The organism is Pseudomonas sp. R25(2017) (assembly GCF_002112565.1).
Taxonomy (GTDB): Bacteria; Pseudomonadota; Gammaproteobacteria; order Pseudomonadales; family Pseudomonadaceae; genus Aquipseudomonas; species Aquipseudomonas ekonensis.
Genome location: NZ_NEHZ01000002.1, coordinates 208,341 through 232,133, shown reverse-complemented (window position 1 = coordinate 232,133; position 23,793 = coordinate 208,341). Strand labels below are relative to the sequence as shown.

General features: G+C 65.0%; 19 protein-coding genes. 13 read left to right on the top strand and 6 right to left on the bottom strand.

The window, feature by feature from the left end; genetic code table 11:
• The first annotated feature begins 13 nt into the window (after nucleotides 1–13).
• From CAG31_RS03515 to CAG31_RS03480, 8 genes are all read left to right on the top strand, one after another.
• Nucleotides 14–847, top strand: coding sequence for an ABC transporter substrate-binding protein (locus CAG31_RS03515; protein WP_085578085.1), 834 nt, complete (start codon nucleotides 14–16; stop codon nucleotides 845–847).
• A gap of 9 nt (nucleotides 848–856) precedes the next feature.
• A complete protein-coding gene (locus CAG31_RS03510; protein ID WP_085578084.1) occupies nucleotides 857–1,213 on the top strand; it encodes a DUF4398 domain-containing protein in 357 nt (118 codons plus the stop codon).
• Nucleotides 1,210–2,022 carry an OmpA family protein gene (locus CAG31_RS03505; RefSeq protein WP_085578083.1) on the top strand — a complete coding sequence of 271 codons (813 nt, stop codon included), beginning with the start codon at nucleotides 1,210–1,212 and terminating at the stop codon, nucleotides 2,020–2,022. Before CAG31_RS03510 ends, CAG31_RS03505 begins: the two co-directional genes overlap by 4 nt.
• Nucleotides 2,023–2,224: 202 nt before the next feature.
• Complete coding sequence (locus CAG31_RS03500; RefSeq protein WP_085578082.1) at nucleotides 2,225–3,664, top strand: PLP-dependent aminotransferase family protein; 1,440 nt, start codon at nucleotides 2,225–2,227, stop codon at nucleotides 3,662–3,664.
• 74 nt (nucleotides 3,665–3,738) lie between these two features.
• Entirely contained in the window at nucleotides 3,739–4,218 is a 480-nt protein-coding gene (locus CAG31_RS03495) for a translation initiation factor 2 (protein WP_085578081.1), read from the top strand.
• A gap of 166 nt (nucleotides 4,219–4,384) precedes the next feature.
• Nucleotides 4,385–4,639, top strand: coding sequence for a YkgJ family cysteine cluster protein (locus tag CAG31_RS03490; RefSeq protein ID WP_085578080.1), 255 nt, complete (start codon nucleotides 4,385–4,387; stop codon nucleotides 4,637–4,639).
• A 41-nt stretch (nucleotides 4,640–4,680) separates the two neighbouring features.
• Nucleotides 4,681–5,286 carry an START domain-containing protein gene (locus CAG31_RS03485; protein WP_085578079.1) on the top strand — a complete coding sequence of 202 codons (606 nt, stop codon included), beginning with the start codon at nucleotides 4,681–4,683 and terminating at the stop codon, nucleotides 5,284–5,286.
• Nucleotides 5,287–5,600: 314 nt separating this feature from the next.
• Nucleotides 5,601–7,700 carry an LTA synthase family protein gene (locus CAG31_RS03480; protein ID WP_085578078.1) on the top strand — a complete coding sequence of 700 codons (2,100 nt, stop codon included), beginning with the start codon at nucleotides 5,601–5,603 and terminating at the stop codon, nucleotides 7,698–7,700.
• Between the two features lie 73 nt (nucleotides 7,701–7,773).
• Here the strand turns inward: CAG31_RS03480 and CAG31_RS03475 are convergent, their stop codons facing one another.
• A complete protein-coding gene (locus tag CAG31_RS03475; protein WP_003226960.1) occupies nucleotides 7,774–7,926 on the bottom strand; it encodes a DUF3309 family protein in 153 nt (50 codons plus the stop codon).
• A gap of 273 nt (nucleotides 7,927–8,199) precedes the next feature.
• On the opposite strand from CAG31_RS03475, the gene CAG31_RS03470 reads away from it, so the two are divergent.
• The 3 genes from CAG31_RS03470 to csrA all read left to right on the top strand — a co-directional run bounded on the left by CAG31_RS03470 (nucleotide 8,200) and on the right by csrA (nucleotide 9,748).
• On the top strand, nucleotides 8,200–9,015 hold the full coding sequence (locus CAG31_RS03470) for an SDR family oxidoreductase (RefSeq protein ID WP_085578077.1): 816 nt from the start codon (nucleotides 8,200–8,202) through the stop codon (nucleotides 9,013–9,015).
• A 64-nt stretch (nucleotides 9,016–9,079) separates the two neighbouring features.
• On the top strand, nucleotides 9,080–9,412 hold the full coding sequence (locus CAG31_RS03465; RefSeq protein WP_085578076.1) for a YnfA family protein: 333 nt from the start codon (nucleotides 9,080–9,082) through the stop codon (nucleotides 9,410–9,412).
• A 150-nt stretch (nucleotides 9,413–9,562) separates the two neighbouring features.
• Nucleotides 9,563–9,748, top strand: coding sequence for a carbon storage regulator CsrA (gene csrA, locus CAG31_RS03460; RefSeq protein ID WP_085578075.1), 186 nt, complete (start codon nucleotides 9,563–9,565; stop codon nucleotides 9,746–9,748).
• A gap of 3 nt (nucleotides 9,749–9,751) precedes the next feature.
• On the opposite strand, the gene CAG31_RS03455 is transcribed toward csrA, so the two are convergent.
• The 4 genes from CAG31_RS03455 to CAG31_RS03440 form a co-directional block, all read right to left on the bottom strand.
• Nucleotides 9,752–9,979 carry a YheU family protein gene (locus tag CAG31_RS03455; RefSeq protein WP_085578074.1) on the bottom strand — a complete coding sequence of 76 codons (228 nt, stop codon included), beginning with the start codon at nucleotides 9,977–9,979 and terminating at the stop codon, nucleotides 9,752–9,754.
• A gap of 157 nt (nucleotides 9,980–10,136) precedes the next feature.
• The gene (locus CAG31_RS03450; RefSeq protein ID WP_085578073.1) at nucleotides 10,137–11,327 is read right to left on the bottom strand and encodes an osmoprotectant NAGGN system M42 family peptidase; all 1,191 of its coding nucleotides are present in this window, start codon (nucleotides 11,325–11,327) and stop codon (nucleotides 10,137–10,139) included.
• Nucleotides 11,328–11,448: 121 nt separating this feature from the next.
• Nucleotides 11,449–13,194, bottom strand: a complete 1,746-nt coding sequence (ngg, locus tag CAG31_RS03445; RefSeq protein WP_085578072.1) for an N-acetylglutaminylglutamine synthetase — start codon at nucleotides 13,192–13,194, stop codon at nucleotides 11,449–11,451.
• 3 nt (nucleotides 13,195–13,197) lie between these two features.
• Nucleotides 13,198–14,970 carry an N-acetylglutaminylglutamine amidotransferase gene (locus CAG31_RS03440; protein ID WP_085578071.1) on the bottom strand — a complete coding sequence of 591 codons (1,773 nt, stop codon included), beginning with the start codon at nucleotides 14,968–14,970 and terminating at the stop codon, nucleotides 13,198–13,200.
• 295 nt (nucleotides 14,971–15,265) lie between these two features.
• Between CAG31_RS03440 and CAG31_RS03435 the strand changes: the two genes are divergently transcribed.
• On the top strand, nucleotides 15,266–20,038 hold the full coding sequence (locus CAG31_RS03435; RefSeq protein WP_085578070.1) for an NEL-type E3 ubiquitin ligase domain-containing protein: 4,773 nt from the start codon (nucleotides 15,266–15,268) through the stop codon (nucleotides 20,036–20,038).
• An 18-nt stretch (nucleotides 20,039–20,056) separates the two neighbouring features.
• On the opposite strand, the gene mnmC is transcribed toward CAG31_RS03435, so the two are convergent.
• Nucleotides 20,057–22,036, bottom strand: a complete 1,980-nt coding sequence (gene mnmC, locus CAG31_RS03430; protein WP_085578069.1) for a bifunctional tRNA (5-methylaminomethyl-2-thiouridine)(34)-methyltransferase MnmD/FAD-dependent 5-carboxymethylaminomethyl-2-thiouridine(34) oxidoreductase MnmC — start codon at nucleotides 22,034–22,036, stop codon at nucleotides 20,057–20,059.
• A gap of 172 nt (nucleotides 22,037–22,208) precedes the next feature.
• On the opposite strand from mnmC, the gene pap reads away from it, so the two are divergent.
• Nucleotides 22,209–23,723 (top strand): polyphosphate:AMP phosphotransferase, encoded by a 1,515-nt coding sequence (pap, locus tag CAG31_RS03425; RefSeq protein ID WP_085578068.1) that lies wholly within the window; start codon nucleotides 22,209–22,211, stop codon nucleotides 23,721–23,723.
• Nucleotides 23,724–23,793 lie beyond the last annotated feature (70 nt).

Sequence of the window (23,793 nt, the reverse complement as noted above, 5' to 3'; positions counted from 1 at the left end):
GGAGCGTTTCGCCATGGATCTGCGTCGCCGGTTGGGCCTTATGTCGCTGCTGGGTCTTTTGTCGTTGCCGGGCCTGTCGATGGCCGCGGGCAAGTGCGAGCGCCTGGTGGTCACCGGCAGTCCGGATGCGCCGCCGTACCTGTGGCAGGACCCGCAGAACCCCAAGCAACTGATCGGCGCCAGTGCCGACCTGCTTCAGCAGGCGGCCAAGGAGCTGGGCATCAAGGTCGAGCTGCTGTACGCCGGCAAACGTTCCCAGGCGCTGGACGAAGTGCGCAGCGGGCGCATGGACATGCTGGCCGACGCGCCGCTGGCCTTCAACGAGCTGGAGCATCTGGACTACATTCACCCGCCGCTGCTGGAGAACGATTACCTGGTATGGACGAAGAAGGGCTCGGCGTTGGTCTACGGCGAAGCGAAGGACCTTAACGGGCATTTGGGCGCTCTGTCGGAAAAGTCTCGTTTGACCCAGGCATTCAGCCTCTATGCCGAGCAGCATTTGACCCTCACCCGTACGGCAAACCTCGCCCAGGCCTTGCAGAAATTGCTGCTGGGCGAAGTGGAATATGTACTCGCCGGACGCTACTCGGGCATGGCGGCCGCGCAGGCGCTGGGGATGGCCGATGACTTGCTGGCCTTCGAGCAGCCTGTCGACCGGCCGGGGCTGTACCTGGCGGTTTCGCACAACTCGGCCTGCAACGATCCGTGGTTGCGCGGACAGTTGGCCAAAAAGATGACAGAATTGCCCGCGTCCGGACTGACGGAAGCCGCGCTGCAGCGCAACATCGAGCGCTGGAAGGCGCAGCAGCAACAGCCGCAGCAACCTGTCAGTGCCCCAAAACAGTAGGGATTCTTAGTGAGCAATCGACTTCTTTTCGCAGCGGTGGCCGTTCTGGCGTTGGCCGGCTGCGCCAACGATCCTGCGCCCAATGAGCAGATGCGCCTGACCGGGCAGGCCTTGGAACAGGCCAAGGCCGTGGGCGCCAGTGCCGACGATGTGCCGGAAATGAAACTGGCCGAAGACAAGTACAACCGCGCCAAGGGCAGCATGGCCGGCGAGTCCTACAAGAACGCGCGGATGCGGGCCGAGCAGGCCGAACTGGACGCGCGGCTGGCGGAGGCCAAGGTGCTGACCCACAAGAGCGAAGAGCAGGTGAATGCGCTCAACACCCGCATCGCCCGTCTGCGCAAGCAACTGGGGGATGCCCAATGAGCCTTACGTCCAGACTCCTTGGCGGCCTGGTCGTGGCCGGCTGCGTCGGTCTCTACGGCTGCGCCGGCCAGCAGAGCGAATCGGCGCTGCAGCAGGCGGGTGCCGACTTCCAGAAGGTCAAGGAAGACTCCAACGTGCTGCGCATCGCGCCGAAGGATGTGATCCGCGCCGGCGAATCCCTGGCCCGTGCCGACCGTCTCTCCACGTACTGGGGCAGCGGCGGCGACGTGCAGCATTACGCCTATCTGAGCCAGCGCTACAGCGCGATCGCCCGCGAACACACCAATCAGGTGCTCAACGAAGAGCACGCCGCGAAACTGGAGCTTGAGCGCCAGCGCCTGCAACTGGCCCTGCGCGAATCCAAGTTGTCGAGCGTGCAGCAGCAAGGCAAATGGCTGGAAGAGCAGATCGTTGCCCTGGCCACCACCCAGACCGACCGCGGCCTGGTGATGACCCTCGGCGACGTGCTGTTCGACACCGGCGAAGCGGAGCTCAACAACTCGGCGAACCGCGTGGTGCTCAAGCTGGTGCAGTTCCTGCAGCTCAACCCCAAGCGGGTGGTGCGCATCGAGGGCTACACCGACAGCACCGGCGGCAAGCAGGAAAACCTCAAGCTGTCCCGCGACCGCGCCCAGTCGGTGGCCGATGTGCTGATGGATCTGGGCATCGACGACAAGCGCATTCAGGTCGAAGGCTACGGTGACGAGTACCCGGTGGACGCCAACGCTTCCGAGCGCGGGCGTGCGCAGAACCGTCGGGTGGAAATCGTGTTCTCCGACGAAAAAGGCCAGCTCGGCGCCGCCCGCTGAGGCCGGCGTCACTGGAAAGCCCGGGCTGTCAGGCAGCGCCGGGCTTTTTTACGTCTGTCGAATAGCGCTCAAATATTCAGGCCGACGGCTGACACTGCACTGTACGGTCGAGTAATGTGGCAACTGTCCCAGTACACTTCTAAACTGTTCCGGTATTGTTTCGAACAAGAATAAAACGCCCCGTGAAATCGAGTGCTGCGTCATGACCAATCTCTTGCTCTACCAGCGTATTGCTCAACAACTGGCTGAAGACATCCGTCGCGGCGTGTATCAGCCGGGGGAACGCGTGCCGTCGGTGCGCAAGATGAGTTCGCAGCTCAACGTCAGCCATGCCACGGTGCTGCAGGCCTACGCCAACCTTGAGGATCAGGGGCTGATCCGGGCGCGGCCGCAGTCCGGCTACTACGTGCACCAGACACCCGCCCTGACGGCGCCGACGCCGGACATCGCGCGGGTCGAACGGCCGGGCCTGGTCACCCGCAGCAGCATCATTCAGCAAGTGTTGGTCGAGTCCCGCCGCGAAGGCGTGTTCCCGTTGGGCGCTGCGGTGCCCAGCGTCGATTACCTGCCGGTGCGGGCGCTGCACCAGCAGTTGGCCAAGGTCACGCGGTTCCACAGCCCGCGGGCGTTCAGCTATATGTTCAGCCCCGGTTTCGAACCGCTGCGCCGGCAAGTGGCGATCCGCATGCGCGACGCGGGCGTGGTGGTCGACCCGTCCGAAGTGGTGATCACCCACGGCTGCGTCGATGCCCTGCAGATGTCGCTGCGGGTGCTGACCCGGCCCGGCGACCTGATCGCCGCCGAATCCCCGACCTACTATGGCCTGCTGCAGCTGGCCGACTTGCTGGGCCTGAAAGTCATCGAGATCCCCAGCGACCCGGCCACCGGCATGAGCCTGGAGGCCCTGCAGCTGGCGGCCAACCAATGGTCGATCAAAGCCCTGGTGCTGACCACGCGCCTGAGCAACCCCTTGGGCGGCACCATGCCCGAAGAGCGGCAGAAACAGCTGCTGCGCCTGGCTTCGGATTTCGACATCCAGATCGTCGAGGACGACATCTATGGCGAGCTGATGTTCGAGCAGGGCCGCACCAAGGCGCTCAAGGCCTACGACCGGCTCGACCGGGTGATCTACTGTTCGAGCTTTTCCAAGACCTTGTCGCCCGGCGTGCGCATCGGCTGGATGATCGCCGGCAAGTATCAGCAGGAGATCCAGCGGCTGCAGACCTTCAGCACCCATTCGGCGTGCAGCGTCACGCAAATGGCGATCGCCGCGTACCTGGAGAACGGCGGCTATGACCGGCATTTACGGTACATCCGTCAGGAATACCGGAAAAACCTCAGCGCCTTCCAGTTGGCGGTCCAGCAGTATTTCCCTGAAGGCACCCAGATGACCCGGCCCACTGGCGGCTTCATTCTGTGGGTGAGCCTGCCGGGACGGGTCAACACCCAGGAGCTGCACGTGCGGGCCCTGCAACAGGGCATCAGCATTGCGCCGGGCCTGATCTTCAGCAACACCGAGCAGTTCAACCACTGCATCCGGCTCAACTGCGGCATTTCCTGGAACCGCGAGGCGGAGCGGACGCTGATGACCCTCGGCCTGCTGGCGACCCAACTCTGCCAAGAGACTGCCGGCGGCTTCTGAGTCGATGGCAGAGCTTGTCACAGGCTCTGCGACAGGCGAGCATATGGCCCTCTGCCGTTAGCCCCGTTGGATTCATGAAAGCGATTCTTCCTGCCGTCCGGGTTTTGCTTTGCCTGTTTGCGTTCGCACAGGTGCCTGGCGTCCTGGCGGCTGCTGCCCAGGACAAGGCACCCGCTGCCGCCGCCGCGAAAAAGCCGGCCGCTGCCGCCAAGGCGACGCCGGCAAAGAAGGCGCTGCAAAAGAAGGCCGCGCCGGTCAAGAAGCGTGCGCCGGTCGCTTCCAAGTCGAAGTCGGCCAGTGAAGTGGCCAAGACGCCGTTGCCGCCCGCCAGGCTCGACCTGAGCCTGCCCAAGGAGATGGTGCAGCAACTGAAGCCGGCCGGCGCCGTGCCGCTGCCCAAGCATGAGGCGATCCTGCCGCAGATGTTCGGCGAGAAGAACAGCGGTTTCCAGCTCAACGGCCGTCTGCTGAGCAACGAAATGCAGTTGCAGCTGCGCAACGAGGAGCGGCGGGATGTCGAAGGGGCCGCGCTGGATTTCGAATTCAAGCAGTGAAACCCGCTCATCGGTGACCCGCCGGCCAGACACTTTGTCGGAGACTGGTCGGTCATTTCCGTTTACGCACAAAAACTCCGTTTCAGGGAATTTAAAACAGGCGTTTTAGCCGTTACTCTGTTCCCTGTCCTTTTCATGCATTGCCCGCCGCGAGGAATCTGTTGCCATGAACTGCCGTGAAGGTTGTGGCGCCTGCTGCATTGCCCCATCCATCAGTTCACCGATTCCCGGCATGCCAGACGGCAAGCCCGCTGGGGAACGCTGCGTGCAGCTCTCGGTCGAAAACCTGTGCAGCATTTTCGGCCGTCCGGAGCGTCCGGCGGTCTGTTCGGGGTTCAAGGCCGATCCTGAAGTCTGCGGCGACAGCCGCGAAGAGGCGGTCAGGCTGATCGGCTGGTGGGAGCAGATGACGGCGGCGTGATGCGTCAAACGAACGGAACTTCAACAATAAGGAACAAGACTATGGGTTCGCTGCACCGTATCGCTGTGTTGTGCGGTCTGACCGCCGTGCTGGCCACCTCGGCCGCCCAGGCCGAAGACTGGAAAGTCGCCAAGAACGAGGACGGGATCAAGGTGTCCCTGAGCGAAGTGCCCGGTTCGGACTACAAGTCCTATCAGGGCGTGACGCTGATGAAGACCACCGTCGCCAAGCTGCGCGCCCTCCAGGAAGACGTTGCCGGCGCCTGCAAATGGATCCACGAGTGCGAGTCCCAGAAGCTGCTCAAGCACGAAGGCGACCAGAGCTGGACCTACACCCGCTTCAACACGCCATGGCCGGTCACCCCCCGTGACTCGGTGCTGCACATCACCACCGTCGAAGGCGCCGACGGCAGCCTGACCCGCAACCTGGAAGGCGTGCCGAAGTACGTTCCGGAAGAGAAAGGCTATGTGCGGGTTGCCCAGGTCAAGGGTTTCTGGAAGTTCGTGCCCAAGGGCGACCAGGTCGAAGTGACCTACCAGGTGCACACCGAGCCGGGCGGCAGCGTGCCGGCGATGGTCGCCAACAAGTTCGTGGTGGATGCGCCGTTCAACACGCTCAAGGCCCTCAAGGCCCGCGCCGAGAAGTAAGCGCCGGCGCAATGGACGAAACGCCCTGATCCCTCGGGGCGTTTTGTTTTGTGGTGGTTTTGTACTTATTTTGTGTTTCCGGATATGCGTTGAACGAAATTTTCACAATTGCTTCCCGACAATTCGCCCGCATCCTTGCACCCTGCCGGCCCGACATGAAAGTGTCCGGCGCCGGGGCAGTAATCAATGGCAATGCCGCCGTCTATCGTGCAACATTTGCGCACCGCGCGAGCCCCGGGGCCTGGGAATGGCCAACAGAGGGCAGGGCGCAGCTGTTTCTTGCAATTTCAACTTCCAATGGGTCCTAAAACGACATGGCAAACCCGGACGCCCTGAACCGGCAGCGATCTTCCAGTCGCCTGCTGCAACCGACCGTCAAATCGCATCTGGCCTACACGCTGCTGTGCGCGCTGGTCATGATGGTGATGTTGTCCGTGCTGCGCCTCGCGCTGCTGGTCTACAACCGCGAGATGATCCTCGACACCCCGGCTTCCACCTTCCTCGAAGCTTTCGCCAACGGCTTGCGTTTCGACCTGCGCCTGGTGGTCTACCTGTGCATTCCGCTGCTGCTGGCGCTGTTCAGCGTCCGGGCGATGGCCGCCCGCGGGTTCTTCCGCCTGTGGCTGACCGTGGTCTCCAGCATCGCGCTGTTCCTCGGCCTGATGGAGATGGACTTCTACCGCGAGTTCCACCAGCGCCTCAACGGCCTGGTGTTCCAGTACGTGAAGGAAGACCCGAAAACCGTCATGAGCATGCTCTGGTACGGTTTCCCGGTGGTGCGCTACCTGCTGGCCTGGGCCGTGGGCACGCTGATCCTGACCCTGGCGTTCAAGGGCGCCGACCGCGCCACCCGCCCGCGCGGGCCGTTCAGCGGCGGTAACGTCGGTACCCGTCAGGTGGCGCCGTGGTATGCGCGCCTTGCGGTGTTCGTGGTCTGCCTGGTGGTCTGCGTGGTCGCCGCCCGCGGCACCCTGCGTCAAGGCCCGCCGCTGCGTTGGGGCGACGTGTACACCACCGAGTCGAACTTCGCCAACCAATTGGGCCTCAACGGCACGCTGTCGCTGATCGCGGCGGCCAAGGACCGGATGGGCGAAGACCGCAACAACATCTGGAAGGCCACGCTGCCGCAGCCTGAGGCGCAGAAGGTGGTGCGCGAGATGCTGCTGATGCCGGACGACAAGCTGGTCGATGCCGACATCGCCGCCGTGCGTCGCGAGTACACGCCACCGGCCGACAAGACTCTGCCGATCAAGAACGTCGTCGTGATCCTGATGGAAAGCATGGCCGGCCATTCGGTGGGCGCGCTGGGCGGCCCGGGCAACATCACGCCGTACCTGGACAAGCTGTCGAAGGAAGGCTTGCTGTTCGACCGGTTCTTCTCCAACGGCACCCACACCCACCAGGGCATGTTCGCCACCATGGCGTGCTTCCCGAACCTGCCGGGCTTCGAATACCTGATGCAGACGCCGGAAGGCAGCCACAAGCTGTCCGGCCTGCCGCAACTGCTCAGTGCCCGCGCCTTTGACGATGTCTATGTCTACAACGGCGATTTCGCCTGGGACAACCAGTCGGGCTTCTTCAGCAACCAGGGCATGACCAACTTCGTCGGCCGCAACGACTTCGTCAATCCGGTGTTCTCCGACCCGACGTGGGGCGTGTCCGACCAGGACATGTTCGACCGTGGCCTGGAAGAACTGAAGGCCCGCGACGGCAAGGACAAGAAACCGTTCTATGCCTTGCTGCAGACCCTGTCCAACCACACCCCGTATGCGCTGCCGACGCCGTTGCCGGTGGAGCGCGTGACCGACCGCGGCACCCTGAACGAGCACCTGACCGCCATGCGTTACGCGGACTGGGCGCTGGGCCAGTTCTTCGAAAAGGCCCGCAAGGAGCCGTACTTCAAGGAGACCCTGTTCGTCATCGTCGGCGACCACGGCTTCGGCAACGAACGCCAGATCACCGAAATGGATCTGGGCCGCTTCAACGTGCCGATGCTGATGATCGCGCCGGGCATCCAGGAGAAGTTCGGCCAGCGTGACCACACCGTGGGCACCCAGATCGACATCGTGCCGACCATCATGGGCCGCCTGGGCGGCGAAGTGCGTCACCAGTGCTGGGGCCGCGACCTGCTCAACCTGCCGCAGGGCGACACCGGTTTCGGCGTGATCAAGCCGTCCGGCAGCGAGCAGACCACCGCCATCGTGACCGCCGACCAGATCCTGGTGCTGCCGAAGGACAAGGACATGGCGCCGAAGATCTACGCCTACGAGTTGGGCGCCAATCCTCATGCCGAGGTCATTCCCGATGCGCCGCGCACCGCCGAGCTCAAGCACAAGCTCGAAGCGTTCCTGCAGACGGCCACCAAGAGCCTGATCGACAACACCGCCGGTGTGGTCAACGGCAAGCCGGACTGACTGTCAGGCACGCCAGGTTCCGCCCCATGAAAAGAGGCCCTTGAAGGGCCTCTTTTTTTGCCTGCGAAAAACGCTATATCCGGCCGAGCAACAACAGCACCAGCAGCACGACCAGCACGACGCCGATGATGCCGGAAGGGCCGTAGCCCCAACTTCTGGAGTGCGGAAAGACCGGCAGACCACCGATCAGCAACAGGATCAGGATAATGATGAGGATTGTGCCCATGTCTGTTTCCTTGTCGAGAAGGTTTCGGAAAGTCTTGCAGTCCAAGGCCGGCTGGAAACCATGCGGATCCAGGCGTCTTACCAGTTCCGACCGGCGCGCCCGACAGAAAATTCAATGTTTTTTGGCGCTGTCCGCAACGCGCTCCGCCCAGGCCCGAGCCACGCATCGCGTGGCGGTTTGCCCTCGCCATTCAGCACTCTGATGGAGCGTGGGTGGCCGCGGTTCCTTCGCTACACTCCGCGCATCTTCCAAAGAACAACAAGGCTGTCTGCTATGCAAAATCGCATGATGATCACTGGTGCAGGCTCCGGCCTGGGTCGCGAAATCGCGTTGCGCTGGGCGCGTGAGGGGTGGCGGCTGGCCTTGTCGGACGTCAGCGAGGCGGGCCTGCAGGAAACCCTCAAACTCGTGCGCGAGGCCGGCGGCGACGGCTTCGTCCAGCGTTGCGACGTGCGCGACTACAGCCAGCTCACCGCCTTCGCCCAGGCCTGCGAGGTGAAGTTCGGCGGCATCGACATCATCGTCAACAACGCCGGGGTGGCGTCGGGCGGCTTCTTCAGCGAGCTGTCGCTGGAAGACTGGGACTGGCAGATCGCGATCAACCTGATGGGCGTGGTCAAGGGCTGCAAGGCGTTCCTGCCGCTGCTGGAGCAGAGCAAGGGCAAGATCATCAACATCGCCTCCATGGCGGCGCTGATGCAGGGCCCGGCCATGAGCAACTACAACGTGGCCAAGGCCGGCGTGGTGGCGCTGTCGGAGAGCCTGCTGGTGGAACTGGCCCAGCAGGAGGTCGGTGTCCACGTGGTGTGCCCATCATTCTTCCAGACCAACCTGCTGGACTCGTTCCGTGGCCCGACGCCGGCCATGAAGGCCCAGGTCGGCAAGTTGCTGGAGAGTTCGCCGATCACCGCCGCCGATATCGCCGACTACATCTTCAACCGGGTCGCCGCCGGCGAGTTCATGATCCTGCCCCACGAGCAAGGGCGCATGGCCTGGGCGCTCAAGCAGAAGAATCCGCAATTGCTGTACGACGAAATGACCGCCATGGCCGACAAAATGCGCGCCAAGGCACGGCAGAACAACGGCTGAACTTGCTCCCGCAGGGCCTCATCGCTAGGGTGGCCGCAACTGTCACCCTGACGAGACGTCTTGCATGCTCAATTACCTGTGGTTCCTTCTGGCCGCGCTGTTCGAAATCGCCGGCTGCTTCGCCTTCTGGATGTGGCTGCGCCAGGGCAAGAGCGCCGTGTGGGTGATCCCGGCACTGCTGAGCCTGACCCTGTTCGCGCTGCTGCTGACGCGCATCGAGGCGACCTACGCCGGCCGCGCCTACGCCGCGTACGGCGGCATCTACATCGTCGCGTCGATCGGCTGGCTGGCGGTGGTCGAGCGCATCCGGCCCTTGGGTTCGGACTGGATCGGCGTCGCGCTGTGCGTGATCGGCGCCACGGTGATCCTGTTCGGCCCGCGCTTTTCCGCTGCCTGAAACGGTGTAGGCCATCGCCGCTTTGCGGGAAACGTCCGAAGGGCGATGTACCCACCGCGTGTAGGGCATGACTGATTTGTCCGGCATGCATTGTGGGGCGCGGGCAAGCCGCGCATCTTCAAGGCCCGTTTACCTTGAAGGATCAACCCCATGCTTGTACTCAGCCGTGTCGTCGGAGAACAGATTTCCATCGGCCACAACATTTCCCTGCGCGTGCTGTCGGTCAACGGCTCCAGTGTCCGGTTCGGCGTCGAGGCGCCGCAGCAGGTCGAGGTGCACCGCGCCGAGGTCTACGAGCGCATCCAGCGCAAGCAGGCCGCAGGCAAGGGGCGCTGAGGGTCAGTCGAACAGGTGCTTGGGCACGTCGTGTTTGAGCATCAGTTGGCATTGCTCGCTTTCCGGGTCGAACACGATCAGCGCCTGGCCTTTGGTCAGGGCCTGGCGAACCCGCAGCACGCGGGTCTCCAGCGGGGTGTCGTCGCCGTTGTCGGTGCCGTCGCGGGTGACGAAGTCCTCGATCAGACGGGTGAGGGTGTCGACTTCAAGCATGTCGTGGGGAATCAGCATGGGGGCCTCGGCTCGATCAATGCCGTGATGCTACGGCGATTGGCGGTCGGCGGCCAGCGCGGGAGGAACCAGTGGCCTGCTCACCCCCCTTCGCCGGCAAGCCCGATCCCTGTGGGGCCGGCTTGCCGGCGAAGGCGCCGGCCCAGACACCGCCGACCTAACTGTCGGACCGCTGACCCACCAGGCTGTCCACCGACGGCACCCGCGTGTCGCTCTCCATCTGCGTGTCATGTTCGATCTGGTGGCTGAAGCGCTCCAGGGACGCATCGGCCGGCTGCGCGTCGCTGGCGAACACCGGCGCGCTGAGCATGTACGCCCCCAGCAGGCGACTGAGCGCCGCCAGGCTGTCGAGGTGGGTGCGTTCGTAGCCGTGGGTCGCGTCGCAGCCGAAGGCGAGCAGGGCGGTGCGGATGTCGTGGCCGGCGGTCACCGCCGAATGGGCGTCGCTGAAGTAGTAGCGGAACAGGTCGCGGCGCACCGGCAGTTCATGTTCGTCGGCCAGGCGCAGCAGGTGCCGCGACAGGTGATAGTCGTACGGCCCGCCGGAGTCCTGCATCGCGACGCTGACCGCGTGTTCGCTGGAGTGCTGGCCGGGCGCGACCGGCGCGATGTCGATGCCGACGAACTCGCTGACGTCCCACGGCAGGGCCGCCGCCGCGCCGCTGCCGGTTTCCTCGGTGATGGTGAACAGCGGGTGGCAGTCGATCAGCGGTTCCCGGCCACTGTCGACGATGGCCTTGAGCGCCGCCAGCAGGGCGGCCACGCCGGCCTTGTCGTCGAGGTGGCGGGCGCTGATGTGGCCGCTTTCGGTGAACTCCGGCAACGGGTCGAAGGCCACCACATCGCCGATGCCGATGCCCAGCGAGTCGCAGTCGGCCCGTGTCGCGCAGTAGGCGTCCAGGCGCAGCTCGACGTGATCCCAGCTGACCGGCAGTTCATCCACCGCCGTGTTGAACGCATGCCCGGAAGCCATCAGCGGCAGGACGCTACCGCGGATCACGCCGTTGTCGGTGAACAGGCTGACGCGGCTGCCTTCGGCGAAGCGGCTCGACCAGCAGCCGACCGGCGCGAGCGTCAGGCGGCCGTTGTCCTTGATCGCGCGCACGGCGGCGCCGATGGTGTCCAGGTGCGCCGACACCGCCCGGTCGGGGCTGTTCTTCTTGCCCTTGAGCGTGGCGCGGATCGTGCCGCGGCGCGTCATCTCGAAAGGGATGCCGAGTTCCTCCAGGCGTTCGGCGACATAGCGCACGATGGTGTCGGTGAACCCGGTGGGGCTGGGGATGGCGAGCATTTCCAGCAGGACTTTCTGCAGGTAGTTCAGGTCCGGTTCGGGAAGTTGAGGGGACATGGAATCTCCTGTTGGGTGAGAGGCATGCGCTGATCGTCAGGGCACCTCCGCGGGCAGCTCGCTGCACGCCTGTGGGAGCGAGCCTGCTCGCGAAAGCGGTGGCCCATTCAACGCATCCGGGTCAGACCGCCGGCCGGCTGTGGGGAAACAACAGATCCACAAACCGTTCCGCCGTCGGCTGCGGCTCGTGGTTGGCCAGGCCGGCCCGTTCGTTGGCTTCGATGAACACATGCTCCGGCCGGTCGGCGGCGGTCACCATCAGGTCGAGGCCGACCACCGGAATGTCCAGCGCCCGCGCGGCGCGCACGGCCGCATCGGCCAGCGTCGGGTGCAGGATGGCCGTGACGTCTTCCAGGGTGCCGCCGGTGTGCAGGTTGGCGGTGCGCCGCACGGACAGGTGCTCGCCCGCCGGCAGGACGCTGTCCCAGTCGTAGCCGGCCATGTGCAGGGTGCGCCGGGTCTCCTCATCCATGGGGATCTTGCTTTCACCGTCGGTGGCCGCCTGCCGGCGCCGGCTCTGGGCGTCGATCAAGGCGTCGAGCGGGTGGAGGCCGTCGCCCACCACATGCGCCGGTCGGCGGATCGCCGCCGCCACGACCTCGAAGCCGATCACCAGGATCCGCAGGTCGAGCCCTTCGTGGAAACTCTCCAGCAGCACCCGGCTGTCGAACGCCTTCGCCGCTTCGACGGCTTGCTGCACCTCTTCGATGCTCTGCAGGTCCACCGCCACGCCCTGGCCCTGTTCGCCGTCCAGCGGCTTGACCACGACGCGCAGGTGCTCGTCGAGGAACGCCAGATTGTCATCCGCGTTGCCCGCCAGGCGCTGCGTCGGCACGTTCAGCCCGGCGCCCTTCAGCACTTTGTGCGTCAGGCTCTTGTCCTGGCACAGGGTCATGCTGACGGCGCTGGTCAGGTCGCTCAGGGATTCGCGGCAACGCACCCGGCGTCCGCCGTGGCTGAGGGTGAACAGCCCGGCTTCGGTGTCGTCCACCTGCACATCGATGCCGCGCCGGTGCGCCTCTTCGACGATGATCCGCGCATAGGGATTGAACGGCGCTTCGGGCCCCGGCCCCAGGAACAGCGACTGATTGATGCCGTTCTTGCGCTTGACGGCGAAGGTCGGGAGGCTGCGCATGCCCAGTTTGGCGTAGAGGGTCTTCGCCTGCCGGTTGTCGTGCAGCACCGACAGGTCGAGGTGGTTCAGGCCGCGGCTCATGAAGTGTTCGATCAGGTGGCGCACGAGTACTTCGCCGACCCCCGGGCGCGGGCACTGCGGATCCACCGCCAGGCACCACAGGCTGCTGCCGTTTTCCGGATCGTGGTACGCCTTGCGGTGATTGAGGCCCATGACGCTGCCGATCACCGCGCCGCTGTCCTCGTCCTCGGCCAGCCAGTACACAGGCCCGCCCCGGTGGTGCGGGGTGAGCCGGGCGGGATCCACCGGCAGCATGCCGCGGGCGTGATACAGCCGGTTGATGGCTTGCCAGTCCGCGTCGCTTTGGGCGCGGCGGATGCGGAAGCCGCGAAACACCCGGGTCGCCGGGCGGTAGTCGCTGAACCACAGGCGCAGGGTGTCGGAGGGGTCGAGAAACAGCTGCGCGGGTTCGAGGCCGAGCACCTGCTGCGGCGCGGCGACGTACAGGGCGATGTCACGTTCGCCCGGCTGCTCCTTGAGCAGTTCTGCGGCCAGGCTCGAAGGATCCGGGAACGTATGGCCGATCAGCAGGCGGCCCCAGCCGCAATGCACCGCGATCGGGGCGCCGGCCGGCGCGCTGCCGTCTTCGGCCAGGCGCGCCTGCAAGCGTTCGTAGGAGGGCGACTGACCGCGCAGCAGGCGCTGGCCAAAGGCCGTGGCATGAGGTTTCATCGGTCAGATTCCTTGTTCGCTGAGCCACAGGTTCAGGGCCGCCAGTTGCCACAGGCGCGAGCCGCGCAGCGGGGTGATGTGGCTTTGCGGGTCGGTCAGCAGGCGGTCGAGCATCGCCGGGTCGAACAGGCCGCGGTCCTGGCTTGGGTCGAGCAGCAGTTCGCGGACCCAGTCGAGGGTGTCGCCCTGCAAGTGCTTGAGGCCGGGCACCGGGAAGTAGCCCTTCTTGCGGTCGATCACTTGCGCAGGAATCACCTGCCGCGCCGCTTCCTTGAGCACTTGCTTGCCGCCGTCGGGCAGCTTGAAGCGGGCGGGGATCCGCGCCGACAGTTCGACCAGGCGATAGTCCAGGAACGGTGTCCGCGCCTCTAGGCCCCAGGCCATGGTCATGTTGTCGACCCGTTTGACCGGGTCATCCACCAGCATCACCGTGCTGTCCAGGCGCAAGGCCTTGTCCACCGCCGCGTCGGCGCCGGGCTGCGCGAAATGTTCCTTCACGAAGTCGCCGGCCGCGTCATGGGCCGTCAGCCATTTCGGCTGCACGGTGGCCTTGTAGCCGTCGTGGGTGCAGTCGAAGAACGCCTGCCGGTAGGCCGCATACGGATCGGCCGCGCCGTCCACCTGGGGATACCAGTGATAACCGGCGAACAGTTCGTCGGCGCCCTGGCCGCTCTGCACCACCTTGCAGTGCTTGGCCACCTCGCGGGAGAGCAAGTAGAAGGCGATGCAGTCGTGGCTGACCATCGGCTCGCTCATGGCGCGGAACGCGGCGGGCAACTGTTCGATGATCTCTTTTTCGTCGATGCGCAGTTGATGGTGGCGGGTGCCGTAATGCCTGGCGATCAGGTCCGAATACTGGAACTCGTCGCCACGTTCGCCGCCGGCGTCCTGGAAGCCGATGGAGAAGGTCGACAGGTCGTCCACGCCGGCTTCGCGCAGGAGCCCGACCAGCAGACTCGAATCGACGCCGCCGGACAGCAGCACGCCCACATCCACCGCCGCACGCTGGCGGATGGCGACCGCCTCGCGGGTGCTGTCGAGCACGCGGTCGCGCCAGTCCTCAAGCGTCAGGCCTTTCTCGTCTTCGTGCGGGCCGTAGGGCAGCGTCCACCAGGTCTTGCGTTCGGTGTGCCCGTCCGCGCCGATGCGCATCCAGGTGGCCGTGGGCAGTTTCTCGATGCCGGCCAGCAAGGTGCGCGGCGCCGGGACGACGGCATGAAAGTTCAGGTAATGGTTGAGGGCCACCGGATCCAGGACCGGACTGATGTCGCCGCCCTTGAGCAGTGCCGGCAGGCTTGAGGCAATGCGCAGGCGCTCGCCGGTGCGCGACAGGTACAGGGGCTTCACGCCCAGCCGGTCGCGGGCGATGAACAGCCGCTGGGCGTCACGTTCCCAGATGGCCAGGGCAAACATGCCGTTGAGTTTGGGCAGCAGCGCTTCGCCCCAGGCGTGATAGCCCCGAAGCAGCACTTCGGTATCGCCGCCGGAATGGAAGACATGGCCGAGGCCTTCGAGCTCGGCGCGCAGTTCCGGGAAGTTGTAGATGGCGCCGTTGAAGGCCAGGGCCAGGCCCAGCCTGCTGTCGATCATCGGCTGCGCCGAGCCGTCCGACAGATCCATGACTTTCAGGCGTCGATGGCCAAGGGCGACCGGCCCCTGGGCGTGGAAGCCCCAGGCGTCGGGGCCGCGGGGGGCCAAGTGATGGGTGATTCGTTCGAGGGCTGCAAGGTCTGCAGGGCGTTGGTCAAAACGTAACTCGCCAGCTAATCCGCACATAAGTTCCTTACCGGTTTTTTCCGTTGGGGAGGTCAAGACGCACCGCGCCGGAATGGCCGGTACTGAAAAACTGACCTGCGCAGGAACCGGTAGTTTTAGAACGATCGGTTATAAAGCGTCGTCGTCGGCCAGAACCCATAACAGCTTCGCCACGATTCTGTGCGGTACAGGGTTATGCAAAACATGGGAATTCTTGCTGATCCGCAACGGCAAACGCGCAGGATTTCGCGTTATCAATCGCTCGGCGGGATCGATAAGTTAAAGGCCTGAACCCCGCAATTAAGGACGATTGCCGATGCCGAGCCCGGATACTCCCCTGACACCTGTCACGCTCACGAACGAACAGGTGCTCGCCATCCTGCTGGACGCCACCGGGGACCTGGACACCGCCGAGGTGCTGCAGGAACGAATCCCTTCATGGCTGCTCAAGGCCTCCGCTGCAAGGATCACCGCATTGATGCAGGCTGCCTCGGAGCTTCGGGCCAGTCAGGTAAAGGTCGAAGTCGGACTGAGCCACCTGCGGCCGTTGGAGGCCTTTTGCGCCTCCGCCTTGACCCACGCGTTGCGCCTGCGCTGGCCGGTGACGTTCGAGGTCGAACACGATGGCCTGGTGCTCAAGGGCGACCACCAGGGCACGCGCACCTTGCTGGACGCGGCCATGCAGAACTTCACCGTGGAAGAGGCGGGCTCCGACGGCTTGCCCAAGGGCAGCGAGATCCAGCTCAAGAACCACCCGCAAGGCGTTGCCGGATTGACGCCGTCGGCCTTTGCCGGCCTGTGCCGCGACCTGAATCTGGGGCAGCGCTATCAGGAGCACTTCGCGCAGATATTCGGCCTGCAGGAGCGGGCCGGGCGAACGGAGGTGACGAGCGCCCTGGGCCCGGACATCGTCCGCTTGAAAAAGCGCTTGCTGGCGTTCGACATGCATCTGGCCTCTATGAAAGGGGACATCACCCAGGAGGGGCATCAGATGCTGCAGCGGCTGATCGATGCTGAGGGTGCCGGCGACGCGAAGGCACTGCATTACGCGGGGCGTCCCTTGCTTATGCAGGGCCTCGGGGGGCAGGACATCTGCTTCTGGGGTGTGGTGGTGTTTTCGCGACGCCCGGTGGAGGAACATCCGGATGAGTGGTGTCTTGTCTACATGCCCGGCGAACCCTACCGTCCGCTGTTCGAATACCCCGCCTTCAGCACGTTCAAGCTATACCTGACGCTGAAGCTGGGTCTGCGCAGCTATGCGGCGCCTTTCGCCCGCTATCTGGATGAAGACAGCAAGGCGGACTTTTTCCAGACCTTCGCCCGCACACGGCAGCTGGGGACGCTCCAGGCCCGGCCGATTGCACGGTCGTTGTTCGATTTCATGCTGCACAGCCACGTCGGCAAGCTTCAGATCGATGCGCGGGTACTTGCGGTGCCCACCGCCGACGTGGACGCCGAGGCATCGCGTGAACGCTGGCTCGGCTATTTGGACACCGGCGTGACCATCGCCGGGCTGGCAGGGTTTTTCTTGCCGGTGGTGGGCGAGCTGATGATGGGCGTGGCGGTCGGCCAACTGTTGGCGGAAGTCTACGAGGGCATCGAAGACTGGGGCAGCGGCGACCGCCACGATGCCCTGGCGCACATGCTCGGGGTGGCGGAAAACGTTGCCCTCATGGCCGCGACGGCAGGCGTGGCCAAATCGTTGGGGGGCGTGGTGAGTCGCTCGCTTGCACGGCACCCGGAATTCTTCGGGCGTTTCGCTGCGGTGTTCGATCGGGCGGGCAGATCGCGATTGTGGATGCAGTCGTTGCAGGGGTATGAGCAGCCTGCGGCAACGGAGGCGCCGACGCAGGTCGATTATTCAGGGTTGTATCAGGCCCGCGACCGGACGTTCCTGCAGATCGAGGACAAGCACTATGCCGTGACGCTCGATCCCGATTCGAAGACCTGGCGGATCCTGCATCCGACGCGCAAGACGGCCTTTGCGCCCGAGCCCCTGCCCAATGGCGAAGGGGGCTGGCTGCGTCCCGGTGAGCAGGTCGAGCGATGGCGTGATTCTGCCTATGTGCTCAAACGCATGAACCCGCGTCTGTCCGGTATCGATGACAGGCAGTTGGGGATGATCTGCAGGCTGACCGATACACCGCTCGATGAACTGCATCGGTTGGCGCAGGACAGTACGCCCCTGCCGCTGCGTCTGCAGGACATGGCCAAGCGCTTCGAGCTCGACGGCAAGTTGCGCCGTTTCATCGCCGACATGGAGCAAGGCAATGCGGGCGTCCCGCTGCATGCCCAGGAGCAGTTGCAAGCGTTGCCCATGCTCAAGGGTTGGCCCCATGGGCGCTACATCGAAGTGCTGGATGACGAGGCGAACGTCATGGCGACATACCCGCCCACTGCGGTGAGCGACCCTGACCTTTGCGTCCACGTGACCCAGACTCAATTGGCTGCCGGGCAATTGCTGCAGACGGTTGTCGGGGGGCTCTACCCCGAAGAGGCGCAAACGCTGATCGGCGCCCCCGCCATCGGCGCAGGGCAGGACACGCAACTGGCGAAGCGACTGGGCGCCGAGCTCAAGGCCGGGCGGCGGCCGCTGTTCGAGCAGCTTTACCGGCTCTACGACTCAGGCGGGGCTAGCGATGTGAAAAAGGCCTGTGAAGCGTTTCCTGGCCTGCCTGAGCGCTGTGCCCGGCAGCTCATCGATCTGGCCCCCAGCGTCGAGCGCCAGCACTTGCAGGCCACCGGACGGCTGCCGATGGGATTGGCGCAAAGGATGCGCCGGATCCGCGACGCGGTGCGGATGGACAGGGCGCTGGCCGGATTCCACCTGCCCGAACTGGCCGATGACGATACCCAGAGGCTGGGCATTCGGTTGCTGGCGCATCTGGACGGCTGGCAGGCGGACTGGCGGCTGGAACTGCGCGAACGGACGTTCCCCGGCCCGTTGCTGGAAGCCATCGGCCATCCGGGTGCCGCGCTTGCCGAGACCTGCACGATCGTCAAATCGTCGGCCGGGTTTGAGGTGTTCAAGGGGAACCGGTCCCTGGGCCGGGTGCTGCCAGGGCCAGAAAGCCTGTATGCCGCTGTACTGAAAGGCATGCCGGCGTCGTGGCGCTCCGCCACGGGGTTTGCCGAACAACGGCCGGGTGATGCCGCACGCCTGCGTGCTCGGCTGTTGGAGACCGCACTGGACGGTCGATTCGATGCCGAACGGGCGCTGATCAACGATCTGCCGTTGCCGGTGCGCAAGGGGGTGGCGTGCGTGCAGGGCGACAGTCCCGTCGGTTCGCCGAAACACGCCGATGCCCTGCGACGCAAGGTCAAGCGGCTCTATCCGTTGTTTTCCGATGCGCAGGCCAACGCGCTTCTCGACGGACTGGGCCCGGATCGCCTGACCCGCGCCCGGGCGGTCAGGCAATTGGAACAGGCGCTGAAGGACCTGACCACCCGCCTTGAACGCTGGAGCGAGGACGGTGAGGCGCTGCAAGCCATGGGCGGCGAACTGCGTGAGGCCCGCCAGAGCCGGCGACAGGCGGCTCGGCTGATCATTGAGGCCTGGCGGCGCAAGACCAGGATGGCCGACGGGCATTGCAGCCTCAGGCTCGACGACATGCGCATCGGAAAACTGCCGCACCTGCCCGCGAATGCTTCGTTCGATCATGTGAGGCACGTGTCCTTGAAGAACATGCAACTGACGGATGACGGGGTCTATTTTCTCAAGGCTTTCCAGAACGCCGAGTCCCTTGACCTGGACGGCAATCAGCTGACCCGGCTGCCGGAGGTGATTTCGCACATGCCTGCGCTCACGCGCCTAAGCCTTTCGGACAATCGCGTGCAACTGACCGAGCAGACACTGGCGAAACTGTCCGGGCTGCGCTCGTTGCACTCGCTGAACCTGAGCGGCAACGCGCTGGGGGCGACCCCGGATGTCGGCAAGATGTTCGATCTGCGCTTCCTGTCCCTGCGAAACACCCGGGCGACCGAGCTGCCCAAAGGCGTGTCCCGTTTGCCGAACCTCGACCGGGTCGATCTGCGCGACAACGATATCCGGCAACTGCCGAACTGGTTGTTCCAGGCGCCGAGGCGCATGAGCGAGACGGTCAACCTGCGGCACAATCCGCTGCAGGATCCCAGCCGCGGTTTGTTGTTGGCATACCGGGACCGTGTCGGGGTAGGGATGGGGTTCTTCGAAGACGACATCACCCGTCTCAGCGAGCGACAGGCCAAGGAACTGTGGTTCACGGACCGGGCCGGGCAGATGTTCGAGCAACGAAACAGGGTCTGGACGGCCTTCAAGGAAGATTCACGGGCCGGCGGTCTGTTTCATCTGCTCTCGGAGTTGGGGAACACCGCTGACTCCGAATTCGTTCATCAGGACATGGCGCGCCGGGTCTGGCGTGTGCTGCAGGCTGCCGAGGGCGATGCGGTGCTTTGCGAACAGGTTCTGGACCTGGCGGCCAACCCGATCCACTGCACGGACTCGGCCGCGCTGAACTTCAGTCATCTGGAAGTGGCCGTGGAGGTGCATCAGATCCTCCACCGTCAGACGAATGCCGAGGCGAGCGCCGCGGACCTGCTGAGGCTGGGACAGAGGCTGTTTCGTCTGGAGCAGGTGGATCAGATCGTCCAAGCCCACATCGACAGCCATCCGAGGGTCGATGCGCTGGAGGTTGGCCTGGCTTATCGCACGGGCCTGGCCGAGGCCCTGGATCTGCCCGGCCAGCCCAGGCACATGCGTTTCGAGTTCTTGAGCGGCGTCACCGATGATGACCTCAAGGGCGCGTTGCTCAAGGTCAGGAATGCCGAGCTGTCGACACGGTTTCCCGAGTATCTGGTGCAGCAGCCGTTCTGGTGCGACCTCATGAGGCAGCATCATCCCCGTCAGTTCAGCTCGACGGAAGCAATCTACCCACCCAGGCTGCAAGCCCTGTTCGAGAAGGCCGATACCCTGACGGATTCTGACTATCTCGAACAGGTCAATGCGATTTCGCTTGAAAGGCAAACCGCCGAAACGAACCTGATGAAGCGTTTGACCGACGACGTCATCAAGCGCATCGAACTGGGCGTATGCGCCTTGTCCGATTTCTGAACGGTTGCGGATCCGGTCTCATTTGCCGCGGATCAGCCGGCGCAGGGCGAAGCGGTTGGGATGGCAGGCTTGGGCAACGGCTTTGGGCAAGGGCAGCGGCTCGTCGTCCAGCCATGCCGCCAGCAGCTCGCCGCACAGCGGTGCGGTGATCAGGCCGCGCGAACCGTGCCCGCTGTTGATGTACAGGCCATCGAGCCACGGACAGGGCACCTGCGGCACTTGCCGGGCATCCCTGGCCAGTGCGGCAAAGGCGTGGGCGAAGGCTTCGCGGTCGGCGAGGGGGCCGACGATGGGCAAGTAGTCGGGGCTGGTGCAGCGAAAGGCCGCGCGGCCCTGCAGATGGCTCACGTCCTGCCCGGGGATGTTCAGGCGTGCCGTCAGGTCGGCGGAGATCTCGTCGAGCATCGCCAGGTTGCCCAGGTGTTCTGCGGCGGTCGGCGTCAGGTCGTCGCTGTTGAAATCGAAGCTGGCGCCCAGCGTGTGTTCGCCCAAGCGGGCAGGGGCGACATAGCCTTCGGCGCACACCACGGTCTTCAGCGCCTGGCTCTGTGGCGTTTGCGCCAGGCGAGTGATCTGCCCGCGAATGCGCTTGAGCGGCAGTTCGGCGCTTTGCGCAAAGCGTCGGACATCGGCGGCGCCGGCGAGCACGACAACCGGCGCGCTGGCGATCAAGCGATCACCGTCGAAGGCCTGCCACTGGCCATCGACTTTGCGCAGCTCCAGCACTTCGTGATGGCGCAGCAGTTCGATGTTCGGTTGCGCGGCCTGCGCCTGGCACAGCGCCGGCGGGTGAACCCAGCCGCCCTCAGGGTAGAACAGGCCGCCGTGGGCCAGGCCGATCCCGGCACGGTCTTGCGCCTCGGGTTGGTCGAGCCATTGCAGCAGGTCCGGCGGGAACGCGGCGGCCAGTTGCGCGTGACGCTCGGCTTCCTTGTCGTTGAACGCCAGTTGCAGCACGCCGCAGCCGTCCCAGTCGGTGCCGCGCTGCAGGCTTTCCAGCAGACGGCGGGTGTAGCCGAAGCCGCTGACGATCAACTGCGACAAGGCCGTGCCGTGGGCCGACAGTTTCAGGTACAGCACGCCTTGGGGGTTGCCCGAGGCTTCCTGCGCCACTGCACCGTGGCGCTCCAGCAGGCTGACCTGCCAGCCCCGGGCCGCGAGGCTGGCGGCGCTGGCGCAACCGGCCAGCCCGGCGCCGATCACCAGCGCTCGGCGCTCACCGGTCAACGGTGCCGGGCGGGCGAACCAGGGCTTGTCCGGCGCGGGGGCGGGCACTTGCGCCGGCCAGCCGAGGAATTCGCCGCGCAGGATCTCCCACTTGTGGCCGATGCCCGGTGTGCGCTTCATCTTGAAGCCCGCCGCATTGAGCAGGCGCCGCACCCAGCCGGTGCTGGTGAAGGTGCTGAGGGTCGCGCCGGGCGCCGCCAGCCGGGCCAGTTCGGCGAACAGTTCGGCGGTCCACATGTCCGGGTTCTTCGCCGGCGCGAAACCGTCGAGAAACCAGGCGTCGATCCGGGCGTCCAACTGCGGCAGTTGCTCCAGCGCATCGCCGATCAGCAGGGTGAGGGTGACCCGGCCGTTGTCCAGCACGATGCGCTGGAACCCTTGATGGATCGCTACATAGCGCTTGAGCAATTGATCGGCGAACGTGGTCAGTTCCGGCCACAGCGAAAGCGCTCGCTCAAGGTCCGCAGGGCTCAGCGGGTACTTTTCGACACTGACGAAATGCAGCCGTGCACCGGCCGGGGCAGACTGTTCGAACAGTTGCCAGGCACAGAGGAAGTTCAGCCCGGTGCCGAAGCCTGTCTCGCCGATCACAAACCTGCCGTTTGCCGGCAAAGCGGCGAAGCGCTCGGCCAGGCGGTTCTGTTCGAGGAACACGTAGCGGGTCTCTTCTAGCCCGGACTGGTCGGAAAAGTACACATCGTCAAAGGCCCGCGAACGCGGGCGTCCCAGGTCGTCCCAGTCGAGCTGGGCGTGGGGCAGTTCAGGTTTCATGGCAGGCTCGGCAACGGCAAGGCCGCCATTCTAGCCGATTGCGCAGGGGCGGCTTGATCCATGGCAAAGCTTGCGGCCGCAGGTTTACGGACAATCCGCCGCCCGCCGGAATTTCTGTGCCGCGCCGGTGCCTGATCCGCTAGTCTTGCTGAACCCTGGAAGGAGCCGCCCCATGTTCGAATCCGCTGAAATCGGTCACGCCATCGACAAAGACACTTACGAAGCCGCGGTGCCGGCCCTGCGCGAAGCGCTGCTCGAAGCCCAGTTCGAGCTGCAGCAGCAACGGCGTTTTCCGGTGATCGTCCTGATCAACGGGATCGAGGGGGCCGGCAAGGGCGAAACGGTCAAGTTGCTCAACGAATGGATGGATCCGCGCCTGATCGAGGTGCGCACCTTCGATCAGCAGACCGACGAAGAACTGGCCCGGCCGCCGGCCTGGCGCTACTGGCGGATGCTGCCGGCCAAGGGGCGGATGGGTATCTTCTTCGGCAACTGGTACAGCCAGATGCTGCAGGGGCGGGTGCACGGGCTGTTCAAGGATCCGCGGCTGGATCAGGCGATCAACGCCGCCGAGCGCCTGGAAAAGATGCTCTGCGACGAAGGCGCGTTGATCTTCAAGTTCTGGTTCCACCTGTCCAAGAAACAGATGAAGGCGCGGCTCAAGGCCCTGGCCGACGACCCGCTGCACAGTTGGCGGATCAGCCCGCTGGATTGGCAGCAGTCGCAGACCTACGACAAGTTCGTCAAATACGGCGAGCGTGTGCTGCGCCGCACCAGCCGCGACTACGCGCCCTGGCATGTGATCGAGGGGATGGACGCCCATTACCGCAGCCTGGCGGTGGGCAAGATCCTGCTGGAGGGGCTGCAGAACGCGCTCAAGCGCAAGGACGTGCACGCGCAAGAGGTCAACGCCGCGCCGCTGGGCACGCCGGTCGATCAGATGAACCTGCTCGACAGCCTCGACCTGACCCAGTCCCTGGACAAGAAAGACTACGAAGAGCAACTGATCACCGAACAGGCCAGGCTGTCCGGGCTGATGCGCGACAAGCGCATGCGCCGCCATGCGCTGGTGGCGGTGTTCGAAGGCAACGACGCGGCCGGCAAGGGCGGGGCGATCCGCCGGGTGGCGGCGGCGCTCGATCCGCGTCAGTACAGCATCGTGCCGATTGCCGCACCGACCGAAGAGGAACGTGCGCAACCGTACCTGTGGCGCTTCTGGCGACACATTCCGGCGCGGGGCAAGTTCACCGTGTTCGACCGCTCCTGGTACGGCCGGGTGCTGGTGGAGCGGGTCGAAGGCTTCTGCAGCAAGGCCGACTGGCTGCGGGCCTACGGCGAGATCAATGACTTCGAGGAGCAGGTCGCCGACGCCGGGGTGATCGTGGTCAAGTTCTGGCTGGCCATCGACAAGGACACCCAGATGGAACGCTTCCAGGCCCGGGAAGAGATCCCCTTCAAGCGCTTCAAGATCACCGAGGACGACTGGCGCAACCGCGACAAGTGGGATGCCTACCGCGCGGCGGTGGGCGACATGGTCGACCGCACCAGCACCGAGGTCTCGCCGTGGACGCTGGTCGAGGCCAACGACAAGCGCTGGGCCCGGGTCAAGGTGCTGCGCACGATCAACCGGGCGCTGGAGGAGGCCTTCGAAAAGTCCGACCGCCGGGAGAAAAAGCACAAGAGCTGAACCGATGGACACGCATACGCCGGGTGAATGATCGTCGCGGTAGGTTCAGGGGTGGACTTATGCTCGGAGC